13 protein-coding genes are annotated in these 12,387 nt (G+C 68.5%); 9 read left to right on the forward strand and 4 right to left on the reverse strand.

Features of this window, described 5'->3' with window-relative positions:
• Positions 1 to 38 precede the first annotated feature (38 nt).
• Complete coding sequence (gene kduD, locus M5E06_RS30570) at positions 39 to 797, forward strand: 2-dehydro-3-deoxy-D-gluconate 5-dehydrogenase KduD (protein ID WP_109073395.1); 759 nt, start codon at positions 39 to 41, stop codon at positions 795 to 797.
• A 66-nt stretch (positions 798 to 863) separates the two neighbouring features.
• Positions 864 to 1,235, forward strand: a complete 372-nt coding sequence (locus M5E06_RS30575; protein ID WP_252141447.1) for a cupin domain-containing protein — start codon at positions 864 to 866, stop codon at positions 1,233 to 1,235.
• Between the two features lie 15 nt (positions 1,236 to 1,250).
• Here M5E06_RS30575 and M5E06_RS30580 read toward each other — a convergent pair whose 3' ends face one another.
• Positions 1,251 to 2,045: a GntR family transcriptional regulator gene (locus M5E06_RS30580; RefSeq protein ID WP_252141448.1), complete on the reverse strand. Its 795-nt coding sequence runs from the start codon at positions 2,043 to 2,045 to the stop codon at positions 1,251 to 1,253.
• A gap of 285 nt (positions 2,046 to 2,330) precedes the next feature.
• Between M5E06_RS30580 and uxaC the strand changes: the two genes are divergently transcribed.
• The 5 genes from uxaC (at position 2,331) to M5E06_RS30605 (ending at position 8,308) form a co-directional block, all read left to right on the forward strand.
• Positions 2,331 to 3,731: a glucuronate isomerase gene (gene uxaC, locus M5E06_RS30585; RefSeq protein WP_252141449.1), complete on the forward strand. Its 1,401-nt coding sequence runs from the start codon at positions 2,331 to 2,333 to the stop codon at positions 3,729 to 3,731.
• A gap of 175 nt (positions 3,732 to 3,906) precedes the next feature.
• Complete coding sequence (locus tag M5E06_RS30590; protein WP_252141450.1) at positions 3,907 to 5,430, forward strand: UxaA family hydrolase; 1,524 nt, start codon at positions 3,907 to 3,909, stop codon at positions 5,428 to 5,430.
• Between the two features lie 41 nt (positions 5,431 to 5,471).
• Positions 5,472 to 6,455, forward strand: a complete 984-nt coding sequence (locus M5E06_RS30595; RefSeq protein ID WP_252141451.1) for a DMT family transporter — start codon at positions 5,472 to 5,474, stop codon at positions 6,453 to 6,455.
• A gap of 46 nt (positions 6,456 to 6,501) precedes the next feature.
• Positions 6,502 to 7,422 carry a sugar kinase gene (locus M5E06_RS30600; RefSeq protein ID WP_252141452.1) on the forward strand — a complete coding sequence of 307 codons (921 nt, stop codon included), beginning with the start codon at positions 6,502 to 6,504 and terminating at the stop codon, positions 7,420 to 7,422.
• A 124-nt stretch (positions 7,423 to 7,546) separates the two neighbouring features.
• On the forward strand, positions 7,547 to 8,308 hold the full coding sequence (locus tag M5E06_RS30605) for a ZIP family transporter (protein WP_252141453.1): 762 nt from the start codon (positions 7,547 to 7,549) through the stop codon (positions 8,306 to 8,308).
• 40 nt (positions 8,309 to 8,348) lie between these two features.
• On the opposite strand, the gene M5E06_RS30610 is transcribed toward M5E06_RS30605, so the two are convergent.
• On the reverse strand, positions 8,349 to 8,951 hold the full coding sequence (locus M5E06_RS30610) for a TetR/AcrR family transcriptional regulator (RefSeq protein WP_252141454.1): 603 nt from the start codon (positions 8,949 to 8,951) through the stop codon (positions 8,349 to 8,351).
• Positions 8,952 to 9,025: 74 nt separating this feature from the next.
• On the opposite strand from M5E06_RS30610, the gene bdcA reads away from it, so the two are divergent.
• On the forward strand, positions 9,026 to 9,739 hold the full coding sequence (gene bdcA / locus M5E06_RS30615; RefSeq protein WP_252141455.1) for an SDR family oxidoreductase: 714 nt from the start codon (positions 9,026 to 9,028) through the stop codon (positions 9,737 to 9,739).
• A gap of 55 nt (positions 9,740 to 9,794) precedes the next feature.
• Here the strand turns inward: bdcA and M5E06_RS30620 are convergent, their stop codons facing one another.
• Both M5E06_RS30620 and ogt read right to left on the reverse strand, forming a co-directional pair.
• Positions 9,795 to 10,076 carry a hypothetical protein gene (locus M5E06_RS30620; RefSeq protein ID WP_252141456.1) on the reverse strand — a complete coding sequence of 94 codons (282 nt, stop codon included), beginning with the start codon at positions 10,074 to 10,076 and terminating at the stop codon, positions 9,795 to 9,797.
• A 123-nt stretch (positions 10,077 to 10,199) separates the two neighbouring features.
• Positions 10,200 to 10,721: a methylated-DNA--[protein]-cysteine S-methyltransferase gene (ogt, locus tag M5E06_RS30625; RefSeq protein ID WP_252141457.1), complete on the reverse strand. Its 522-nt coding sequence runs from the start codon at positions 10,719 to 10,721 to the stop codon at positions 10,200 to 10,202.
• Positions 10,722 to 11,064: 343 nt separating this feature from the next.
• Here ogt and M5E06_RS30630 point away from each other — a divergent pair, with 343 nt between their 5' ends.
• Entirely contained in the window at positions 11,065 to 12,375 is a 1,311-nt protein-coding gene (locus M5E06_RS30630) for an NAD(P)-dependent oxidoreductase (protein ID WP_252141458.1), read from the forward strand.
• Positions 12,376 to 12,387 lie beyond the last annotated feature (12 nt).

A 12,387-nucleotide genomic window follows, 5' to 3' on the forward strand; every position in this document is an offset into this window, starting at 1 on the left:
GCCCCCTGAAAACCAAATCATAAGAACGGAAACCGACCATGAGCATTTCGTTCGACCTGACCGGCAAGGTTGCGCTGGTCACCGGCGCCAACACCGGCATCGGTCAGGGCATCGCCGTGGCGCTGGCGCAGGCCGGCGCCGACATCGCCGCCGTCGACGTGGTGTCGCTGGACGAGACCAAGGGTCTGGTCGAGGCGGCCGGCCGCAAGTTCCACGGCATCCATGCCGACCTGACCTCCATCGCCCCGGTCCAGGGGTTGGTGGAGGAGACGGTCGGCAAGTTCGGCAAGCTGGACATCCTGGTCAACAACGCCGGGCTGATCCGCCGCGCCGACGCCGTCGACTTCAGCGAGGCCGACTGGGACCTCGTGATGAACATCAACATCAAGACGGTGTTCTTCCTCTGCCAGGCCTTCGGCCGCTACGCCATCAATGAAGGCCGCAAGGGCAAGATCATCAACATCGCGTCCATGCTGTCCTTCCAGGGCGGCATCCGCGTACCGTCCTACACCGCTTCCAAGAGCGGCGTCGCCGGCATCACCAAGCTTCTGGCCTGCGAATGGGCCGGCAAGGGCATCAACGTGAATGCCATCGCGCCGGGCTATGTCGCCACCAACAACACCGCGGCTCTGCGCGCCGACGAGAGCCGCAGCGCCGAGATCCTCGGCCGCATCCCGGCCGGCCGCTGGAGCGTGCCGTCCGACATCGGCGGCCCGGCGGTGTTCCTGGCGTCGGAAGCCGCCGACTACATCCACGGCACCATCCTGCCCGTCGACGGCGGCTGGCTGGCGCGCTGACGATAACGGCCCTCCCCGCCCCTTACGGGCGGAGGAGGGCTTTCCATTGGGGGAGGAAATCCAGGGATGACCACCGACGTGTTCGTCACCGCGGGCGACATTCCGTGGCAGGATCTGGGCGACGGCGTTCGCCGCAAGATTCTCGGCTACAACGACACGATGATGATGGTGCGGGTGGAGTTCGAGGCTGGCGCCATCGGCGCGCAGCATCGCCATCCCCATGTCCAGTGCGCCGTGGTGGAGAAGGGTTCCTTCGACGTCACCATCGACGGCCGCACCAAGCGGCTGAACGCCGGCGACGGCTATATGGTGCCGTCCAACATCCTGCATGGCGTGGTGGCCCTGGAGCCGGGCGTTCTGCTCGACATCTTCACGCCGATCCGCGAGGACTTCCTGGGCGAGCCGGTGGCCTACGTCGCGGAAGCCGACGCGAAGTAAACCTCCGAACTCCGCCTAAGCCGGATCTCCCGGCGCGGTGAAGTAGCGCGGATAGTCGCGGCGGATGTCGGCGATCGAGATCTGCAGGTCGTCCAGATGGTCGTCCAGCGCCTTGATGGCGGCCGCGGGATCGTTGGCCGCCACCGCTTCGAGGATGGCGGCATGCTCCGCGATCACCTCGGCGATGCGGCCGCGCACCGGCAGGGTCAGCAGACGGTAGCGGTCGATCTGCACCTTGGTCTGCTGGATCAGCGTCCAGAATCCGGGATAGCCGGCGATCTCCGCGATCAGCGCGTGGAACGCCTCGTCGGCCTGATGGAAACCTTCATAGTTGGCGGTTTCCTGCATCTCCCGCTGCAGTTCCAGATTGGCGCGGAGCGCGGCGATCTGGCTGCGGCTGGCCCGCGCCGCCGCATAGCGCACCGTCGCCTCCTCCAGCGCCTTGCGGATGGCGAAGGCTTCCGGCAGGGCGTCCAGCGGGATGCGCGACACGAAGGTGCCGGACTGCGGGAAAATCTCGATCAGCCCCTCGTCGGCCAGCTTCAGCACCGCCTCGCGCACCGGCGTGCGGCTGACGCCATAGGCCTCGGCGATCTGCTTCTCGGCGATGGCGTCGCCGGGCTTGCGCTTCAGCGAGACGATCTCCGCCCGCAGATCGCGGTAGATGCGCGACGCCACGGTCGCGGCGCGGCGCGGCGGACGGACCGCCGCGGCCGGGGCCGCCGCGCGGCGCACGGTTGCGGAGACCAGGCCGCCTTCATCCTCTGTCGTCGCGACCTTCTTCACCGATGGCTCCATTCCGGCAGGCATGTCTCCGGGCGGCGCACCGCCGCCCGTGGGATGTTCGTCATACCCGTCAATCTACCCGTCCCCCTTCACCAAGGTCAAATCCATCGCCACCCTCTCAAACGGATCGGGTGCGGCGACTGGGCGCAGGCCGCATTGGCACCGATGCCGCGAAATGGGAACGATTGGGCTTGCAATCTAATCTGATATATTAATATTATACGGCCAGCCGGTAGGGACGGTCCCCCGCACGGACCCCGCCTTCCCCCACCCTGCTTTTGTCCTTCTCTTGCAGCGTAGAGGCTTCCGATGCTTCACCCCGACCGTCTTTTCCCGAGCGACCCGACGCAGCGCGACATCGCGCGCCGCCTGTATGGCGAAGTCGCCGCCCTGCCGATCGTCAGCCCGCACGGCCACACCGATCCGTCCTGGTTCGCGAAGGACGAGGCGTTCCCCGATCCGGCCAGCCTGTTCGTCAAGCCCGACCATTATGCATTCCGCATGCTCTACAGCCAGGGAATTCCGCTGGAACAGCTGGGTGTTCCGCGCAAGGACGGCGGCGAGACCTCATCCGATTCGCGCGCCATCTGGCGCTTGCTGGCCTCCAACTGGCACCTGTTCCGCGGCACGCCCACCTCGATGTGGCTGACCCACGCCTTCGAGACGGTGTTCGGCGTCACCGAGCGTCTGAGCGCCGCCAGCGCCGACCGCATCTATGACCAGATCGAGGACTGCCTGCGCAAGCCGGAGTTCCGCCCGCGCGCCCTGTTCGAGCGCTTCAACCTCGAAGTGCTGGCGACCACCGAATCGCCGCTCGATCCGCTGGTGCACCACAAGGCGATCCGCGAGAGCGGCTGGAAGGGCCGGGTCATCACCGCCTTCCGTCCCGACCCGGTCGTCGATCCGGAATTCGAGGGCTTCCGCGAGAACCTCGCCGAGCTGGCCCGCATCACCGGCAAGGACACCGCGACCTGGGACGGCTATCTCGCCGCGCTCGCCGACCGCCGCCTCTATTTCAAGAGCTTCGGCGCCACCTCGACCGACCATGGCCACCCGACGGCGGCGACCGCCGATCTGGCCCGCGCGGAAGCCGAGAAGCTGTTCGACATCGTGCGCCGCGGCGGCGCCACGGCCAATGAGGCCGAGCTGTTCCGCGCCCAGATGCTGACCGAAATGGCGCGGATGAGCCTGGAGGACGGTCTGGTCATGCAGATCCATCCGGGGTCTTTCCGCAACCACAACGACCTCGTGTTCCAGCGCTTCGGCCGCGACAAGGGCGCCGACATCCCGAGCGGCACCGAGTATGTGCGGGCGCTGAAGCCGCTGCTCGACCGCTTCGGCAACGAGCGCAACCTGACCATCATCCTGTTCACGCTGGATGAGGACAGCTACGCCCGCGAACTGGCGCCGCTGGCCGGCCACTATCCGGCGCTGCGCGTCGGCCCGGCCTGGTGGTTTCACGACAGCCCCGAGGGCATGCGCCGCTACCGCGAGATGATCACGGAGACCGCCGGCTTCTACAACACGGTGGGCTTCAACGACGACACCCGCGCCTTCTGCTCGATCCCGGCCCGCCACGACGTGTCGCGCCGCGTCGATTGCAGCTTCCTCGCCCGTCTGGTGGCCGAACACCGGCTGGCCGAGGACGAGGCCGCGGAACTGGCCGTCGACCTCGCCTACCGCCTCGCCAAGAACGCCTACAAGCTGTGATTGGTTGGCTGTAACGCCTCTATCCCCCTCTCCCCCCGGGGAGAGGGTCGGGGTGAGGGGGATGCATTGCGTGGCTATCCCAAGAATCCTCGCTGTGCGTCCCCCTCACCCTAACCCTCTCCCCGGGGGGGAGAGGGGATATCGCGACATCACGTCTCCTCAAGGACATCTTCCCATGGCATCGCTGACCATCCGCCTGCACCCCGCCGACAACGTCGTCGTCGCCGGCGCCGACCTGGAGCCCGGCACCGCCCTGCCCGGCACAGACGTCGCGACCACCGGGCCGGTGCCGGCCGGGCACAAGGTCGCGGTGCGCGCCATCGCGCTGGGCGAGCCGGTGCGCAAGTACAATCAGGTCATCGGCTTCGCCACCGCGGCGATCCAGCCCGGCGACCATGTCCACGTCCACAACATGGGCATGGGCAGCGATTTCGAGCGCGACTACGCCTTCGGCGCCGACGTCCACCCGGTGGAGCCGATCCCGGAAGCCGAGCGCGCCACCTTCCAGGGCATCGTTCGCCCGGACGGCCGCGTCGCCACCCGCAACTACATCGGCGTGCTGACCTCGGTGAACTGCTCCGCCACCGCGGCGCGGATGATCGCCGACCATTTCCGTGGGCCCGCGCTGGCCGCCTACCCCAACATCGACGGCGTCGTCGCGCTGACCCACGGCTACGGCTGCGGCATGGCCGGCAGCGGCGAGGTGATGGACACGCTGCGCCGGACCATCGCCGGCTATGCCCGCCACCCGAACTTCGCCGCGGTGATCCTGCTGGGTCTCGGCTGCGAGGTGAACCAGATCGACAAGCTGATGGAGGCCACCGGGCTTGAGGCCGGCGCCCGCGTCATTCCCATCGGCATCCAGGACATGGGTGGCACCGCCGCGGCGGCCCGCGAGGGCATCCGCCGGATCGAGGCGCTGCTGCCGGAGATCAACGACGTCACCCGCCAGACCCTACCGGCCAGCCACCTGACGCTGGCTCTGCAGTGCGGCGGCTCCGACGGCTATTCGGGCATCACCGCCAACCCGGCGCTGGGCTATGCCGTCGACCTGCTGGTCCGCAACGGCGGCACCGCCGTGCTGAGCGAGACGCCGGAGGTCTACGGCGCCGAGCATCTGCTGACCCGCCGCGCCGTCCGCCGCGAGGTGGGCGAGGCGCTGGTCGAGCGCATCGGCTGGTGGGAGGACTACACCAGCCGCACCGGCGGCGAGATGAACAACAACCCGTCGCCCGGCAACAAGAAGGGCGGCCTGACCACCATCCTGGAAAAGTCGTTGGGCGCGGTCGCCAAGGGCGGCACCACCCCGATGACCGCCGTCTACCGCTATGCCGAGCCGATCACCGAAAAGGGCTTCGTCTTCATGGACACCCCCGGCTACGACCCGGTGTCGGCCACCGGTCAGGTGGCGGGCGGCGCCAACGTGCTGTGCTTCACCACCGGCCGCGGCTCGGTCTTCGGCTGCAAGCCGACGCCCAGCCTGAAGCTGGCGACCAACAGCACGCTGTTCCGCCGGATGCCGGACGACATGGACATCAATTGCGGCGCCATCGCCACCGGCGACGCCTCCATCGAGGAGGTCGGCCGCGCGATCTTCCAGCTGGTGCTCGACACCGCGTCGGGCCGCAAGACCAAGAGCGAGGAACTCGGCGTCGGCGCCGATGAGTTCGCCCCTTGGCAGATGGGAGCGGTTATGTAAGGGGTCCGCCCCTTTTTCATGACCGTAGACGAGCCGGCACCATGCCCGACAGTTCCACCCCTCCCTCTGGCCCCCACCGCGATCCCGGCCCCCAGCCGGTCAACGCGCCGCAGACACCGATCCAGCCCACTGGATCGGTGTCCAAGGGCACGGAGCCGATGCGGGCGATCCTGCTGGTGGTGCTGGCGGTGGCCTGCCTGTCCTGCTCCGACGCCACGGCGAAATATCTCGGCCGGACCCTGCCGCCGGCCGAGATCGCCTGGATGCGCTATGTCGTCTTCACCGCGCTGGTGATGCCGCTGGCGCTGCGCGGCGGCTCGCTCCGGGTGCTGAGGACGACGCGGCCGGGGCTTCAGGTCGTGCGCGGCCTGGGCATGCTGGGCTCGGCGCTGTTCTTCATCATGGCGATGCAGCATCTGCCGCTGGCCGAGGCCGCGGCGATCAGCTTCGTCTCCCCCGTCTTCGTCACCGTGCTGTCGATCCTGCTGTTGGCCGAAAAGGTCGGCATCCGCCGCTGGGCGGCGCTGCTGGTCGGGCTGGCCGGCGTCATCATCGTCATCCGGCCGGGGGCGGAAGGGTTCCAACCGGCCTCGCTGCTGCCGATCCTGACCGCCTTCAGCTGGGCGCTCGGCCTTGTGGCGACGCGCAAGATGACGGTGCAGGAAAACCCACTGACCACCATGGTGTGGAGCGCGCTGACCGGCCTGATCGTGTTGACGGCGCTGCTTCCCCTGCACGCGGCATGGCCGACGCCGTGGGAGATGCTGCTGGGGGTCTTCATCGGGCTGGTCTACACCCTGTCGCAATGGCTGCTGATCCTGGCCTACCGCCAGGGCGAGGCATCGGTGCTGGCGCCCTTCACCTATGTCCAGCTGATCTGGTCCACCGCGCTGGGATTCCTCGTCTTCGGCGCGGTGCCCGACCATTGGACCTTCGTCGGCACCGGCGTGATCATCGCCAGCGGCCTCTACACCGCGCACCGCGAACGAATGCGTGCGCGCCAGAACCGCCCGGCGGCGGCATGAAAAATAAGGATTTGCCGGGGCATTCCCCGGCTTGCGGAGAAGAAGCATGACCGACACGCCCAACCGCGTCGCCGCGCTCGGCGAATGCATGATCGAGATGTTCCGGCGGCCGGACGGGTCGCTGACCATGGGCTTCGGCGGCGACACGCTGAACACCGCGGTCTATCTGGCGCGTCTGGGCACGCCGGTCGACTATGTCACCGCACTCGGCGACGACAGCATCAGCGAGGACATGATCGCCGCCTGGGCCGCCGAAGGGGTCGGCACCGGCCATGTGCTGCGCGTGCCGAACCGCCTGCCCGGCCTCTATCTGATCGAGACCGATGCCAGCGGCGAGCGCCGCTTCCTCTACTGGCGCGACCGGGCGCCGGCGCGCGAGCTGTTCGCCCTGCCGCAGACCCCGGAGCTGTCCAAGGCGCTGGAAGGCTACGGCATCGTCTATCTCTCCGGCATCAGCATCGCCATCCTGGGCGAGCAGGGCCGCGAGCGGCTGTTCGAGGTGCTGCAGCGGGTCCGCGCGCGCGGCGGCAAGGTCGCCTTCGACACCAACTGGCGCCCGCGCCTGTGGCCGGATCTTGAGACCGCCCGCGCCGCCTTCGACCGCATGCTGCGGCTGACCGACATCGCCCTGCCCGGCGTCACCGACCTGCGCGACCTCTATGGCGACGCCGATGCCGACGCCGTGCTGGCCCGCGTCCGCAACGCCGGTGTCTCCGAGATCGTGCTGAAGCTGGAACAGCCCGGCTGCGTGGTGATCGAGAATGGCGAGGCCGTCGAGGTTCCTGCGCAGAAGGTCGCCACGGTGGTGGACACCACGGCGGCCGGCGACAGCTTCAGCGCCGGCTATCTCGCTGCCCGCCTGCGTGGCGAGGGTCCGGCCGACGCCGCCCGCGCCGCCCACACGCTGGCCGCCGCCGTCATCCAGCACCGCGGCGCCATCATCCCGCGCGAGGCGATGCCGGCCTGACGGGAGCGACGGAAAGCAGACCGGCCGGCGGAACCGGAACCGCCGCCCGCAGTTGCCCAAGGGCTTGCCCCGCGCCGCCGCGCGGCGCGAGCCCTTTCGGTATCTGGATCGGGTGGTTGATTTCATGTCCCTGTTGACCTTGACCTTGCTGGCGGCGGCGCTCCTCGCCCTGGTGCATGTCGTCACCCCGTCGTTGCGATTCCTCGACGGGACTCCGCGCAGCATCTGGCTGTCCATCGCCGGCGGCGTCTCGGTCTCCTATGTCTTCGTCCATTTCCTGCCCGAACTGGCGGCGGCACAGGAAACCATCCAGAAGGCGGCGGGCGGCATCCAACTGGCCGAGCGGCATGTCTATCTGATTGCCCTGGTCGGGCTGCTGACCTTCTACGGGCTGGACCGCATGGCGAAGACCTCGCGCAGCCGGGCCAGCGGCAAGCCGGTGCGCGCCGGGCGCGGTGGTGAGGCGGGGGAGGAGGCGACCAGCCGTGAGGTCTTTTGGGTCCATATGGCCTCCTTTTCCATCTACAACGCGCTGATCGGCTATCTTCTGCTGCACCGCGAACAGATGACGACGGCGGCGCTGGTCTTCTTCACCGTCGCCATGGCTCTGCACTTCATCGTGACCGATTACGGGCTGAACGAGGACCACAAGGCGCCCTACCAGCGCATCGGCCGCTGGGTGCTGATCGCGGCGCTGCTCGCCGGCTGGGCCATCGGCGCCACCACCGAGGTCTCGGAGGCGGCCATCGGCGCGCTCACCGCCTTCCTCGGCGGCGGCGTGGTCCTGAACGTTCTGAAGGAAGAGGTGCCGAGCGAGCGGCGCAGCCGCTTCTGGGCCTTCGGCCTTGGGGCCGCCGGCTATGCCGGGCTGCTGCTGACGGTGTGAGCGCAGGCGGAAGAGGCATCGGCGGTTCCAGCCTCCAACGTCACCCTTCCGCCGCCAGTTCGCGGCGGAAGGCGCGGCTCGCCATCTGCGCGAATGCGGTGAGCGCCGCCTCGTCGGCGCCGTCGCGCGCCGCCGCCGACATCCCCTTCATCGCGATCGCCACGAAGTCCGTCAGCGCGTCGGCCCGCTCCGGCTCCTCTGTCGCGATAAAGTCCCGGATTGCCACCACGCCGGCCTTCCTCAGCGCCTCGGCCAACGCGCAGGCTTCCGGATCGGCGCTGTTGCGCGCCCCGTCGAGCACGAGGCAGCCCGCCACCCCGTTGCGCTCCGGATAGAGCCGCGCAGCCAGCAGCAGCGTGCGCTCGATCACCTCGGCCACGCCGCCGCCGTCTGCCTGCGCACGGGCGAAGATGTTCGCCTCCCCCGCCGCATAGCGCTGAAGCGCCCGCTCGAACAGCCCGGCCTTGCTGCCGAAGGCCGCATAGAAGCTCGGCGGCTTAATCCCCAGTTCGGACCCCAGTTCTGCGACGCCCACGGCGTCGTAGCCGCGCGCATGGAACAGCTTCATCGCGGTTTCGACCGCCTCGTCCACATCGAACGACCGCCGCCGTCCGCGCGTTCCGGATGATTCTGTAGCGCTCACTATAATTTCTCCTTGCGCAAACCCCCCTGCCCGAATTTATATAGCATTCACTACATTTTCTCAAGGAGCGCATCATGGGTGAGTTCACCGGCCGCAAGATCCTGGTCCTCGGCGGCAGCCGCGGCATCGGCAAGGCCATCGTCCGCCGCTTCGCCAAGGCCGGCGGCACCGTCGCCTTCACCTATGCCGGGTCGAAGGACGCCGCCGAGGCGCTTGCCGCCGAAACCGGCGCGGAAGCCATCCGCACCGACAGCGCCGACCGAGACGCGCTGATCGCCACCGTGGCGGAGCGCGGCGCCCTGGACGTGCTGGTCGTCAATGCCGGAACGGCGATTATCGGCGATCCGCTGACCTTCGACCCCGACGCTGTCGACCGCATGATCGACATCAACATCCGCGCGCCCTACCACGCGGCGGTCGAAGCGGCGCGGCGCATGAACGACGGCGGGCGCATCATCGTGATCGGGTCGGTCAACGGCGACCGCGTGCCCTTCGCGGGCGGTGCCGCCTATGGCATGACCAAGTCGGCGATCCAGAGCATGGTGCGTGGTCTCGCCCGCGACTTCGGCCACCGCGGCATCACCGTGAACGCCATCCAGCCCGGTCCGACCGACAGCGACATGAATCCGGCCGACGGGCCGATGGCACCGACCATGAAAGAATTCATGGCGATCAAGCGCTATATCCACGCCGACGAGGTCGCCGAACTGACCGCTTATGTCGCCGGTCCGCATGCCGCGATGATCACCGGCTCGTTCCAGACCATCGACGGCGGCTTCGGCGCCTGACGACGGCCATTCGGCACTAGAAATGGGGGACGTCGACCGTCCCCCTTTTGCGTTCCTACTTGTCGCGGCCCCGCCGCTTCGCGCCTTCGCCGCCGGTCTCGTCCGGCATCGGCGTGCGCGTGGTGTCACCGGTGATGTGCTGCGGATCGTCACCGGTCCGCGGCGTGTTGCCGGTGGACATGGCGTCGACGGCGCGCCTGGTCTGCTCGCCACCCTTGCGCCCGTCCTGCTCATGTCCGGAAAGGTCGCCCGCGGCCTGATCCTTGGCCTGATCGATCACGCCCTTCATGCGCTCGTTGTCGCCTGCGGTCCGGCTCTTGTCGTTCTTGTCGCTCATGGCGCTCCCTTTCGTTGGCGTGGTGATGGCGCGGGCCGGCTGACCGGCTGCGTCGCCTCTCCCTTCAACAACCGGAGCGGAGCCGCAAAGTGCGCTGCGCAAAAGCGGTAGGAGCGCGGCTCTCTATCGCAATGCCACGCCTTCATGGGCCAGCAGCCAGCGCTTGCGATCCACCCCGCCGCCATAGCCGGTCAGCGCCCCGCCGGAGCCGATCACACGGTGACAGGGCACCACGATGCTGATCGGGTTGGCGCCATTGGCATGCCCCGCCGCCCGCACCGCCGCCGGACGCCCGGCCAACGCCGCAAGCTCTCGGTAGCTGACGGTCCCGCCGCAGGGAATCCCGCGCAGTGCCGCCCACACCGCGCGCTGGAACGGCGTCCCGCCGGTGTGCACCGGCAGCCGGTCGATCACCGCAAGCTCGCCCGCGAAATAGGCATCCATCGCCCGCGTCAACCCGCCCGGATCGGCGGACGGCCGCAGCTCGTAACCGCCTGAATAGTGCAGGCGCAGCAGGCGATGCAGCCGGTCCTCATGCTCGGTCCAGTCGATGGCACGCAAAGCGCCGTCTTCGTCCGCCACCACGATCAGCTCGCCGATGGGCGTGGCGGTGCGGTCGATCAGCAGGCTGGACGGAACAGGCATGGCGGCCCCCCTATCCCTGTTGCATAGGCGCGCTGCCGAAATTGAAGGCAGCGGGCGCCGGATGCAACCCTTTGAAACGGCGCAACTTCCTGTTCTCTCTCTTCCCGCCTTCCATCCATTTCTTGCGTATCGCCGCCAAAAGAGGCGCCAAAAGGCTGAGTTGCGTGCAATCCGCATGGCTGGCATGATGACGCCATGCCTGTCCATATCGTCAGTTCTTGACCGAACAGTCAGCTTTTCCGCCGCCTCTGTGCCTTGGCAGTGCTGGTTGGTTCTCTTGGCACGCGGGTTGCTGACACTTCGGTAGACACGCCGCTCTGCGACCGAAGGGAAGCCATCCGCCATGACCCTGATCGCTACGCTTGCCGACACCGAAGACGACCGCGCCTCACCCTACACCGACCTGACCCCGGCGATGACGCCGGTGCAGGCGCTGGCCGAGTCCAACCGCTGTCTGTTCTGCTACGACGCGCCCTGCATCAAGGCCTGCCCGACCGGGATCGACATCCCCGCCTTCATCCGCTCGATCGCCACCGGCAACCTGAAGGGCGCCGCGACGACGATCCTGTCGGAGAACATCATGGGCGGCACCTGCGGCCGGGTCTGCCCGACCGAGACGCTGTGCGAGCAATCCTGCGTGCGCAATCGGGCGGAGGACCGCCCCGTCGCCATCGGCCGGCTGCAGCGCCACGCCACCGACCGCCTGATTGACGGCGAGCCTGCCCACCCCTTCGCCCGCGCCGCCGCCACCGGCAAGCGCGTGGCGGTGGTGGGATCCGGCCCGGCCGGCCTGTCCTGCGCCCACCGGCTCGCCACGCTCGGCCATGAGGTGACGGTGTTCGAGGCCAAGGCGAAGTCCGGCGGCCTCAACGAATACGGCCTCGCTCCCTACAAGATGGCCGACGATTTCGCCCAGCGCGAGGTCGCCTTCATCCTGGGCGTCGGCGGCATCAGCGTGGAGCATGGCCGCAAGCTGGGCGCCGACCTGTCGCTCGACAGCCTGCGCGCCGATTACGACGCGGTGTTTCTCGGCGTCGGTCTCGGCGCCAACAACCGCCTCGGCATCCCCGGCGAGGAGCGCTCAGGAGTCGAGGACGCCACCGCCTTCATCGAGCGTGTGCGTCAAGCGTCCCCCGGCCAGCCGCCGGCCGTCGGCCGCAGCGTCGTGGTGATCGGCGGCGGCAACACCGCCATCGACGCCGCCATCCAGGCCAAGCGCCTGGGTGCGGAGGACGTGACCCTGGTCTACCGCCGCGGCCGGGCCCAGATGGGCGCCACCGCCTGGGAGCAGGAGTTGGCGCAGACCGAAGGCGTCGTGCTGAAGACCTTCGCGGCGCCCAAAGAGATCGGCGACACCACCATCACCTTTGAGCGCACGCGCCTCAGCGACGGCAAGCTGGCCGGCACCGGCGAGACCTTCACCCTCCAGGCCGACATGGTGCTGAAGGCGGTGGGGCAGACGCTGTCGGCCGACGCGCTCGACGGCCTGCAGATCACCGGCGGCAAGATCGCCATCGACGACGCCTACCGCACCACGCTGCCCGAGGTCTGGGCCGGCGGCGATTGCGTCGCCACGGGCGAGGATCTGACGGTCCAGTCGGTGCAGGACGGCAAGCTCGCCGCACTCGCCATCCACAGCCACCTGACCGCCTGAGGAAAGGGAGCC

It is taken from the genome of Azospirillum sp. A1-3, from assembly GCF_023806445.1.
Lineage (GTDB): Bacteria > Pseudomonadota > Alphaproteobacteria > Azospirillales > Azospirillaceae > Azospirillum.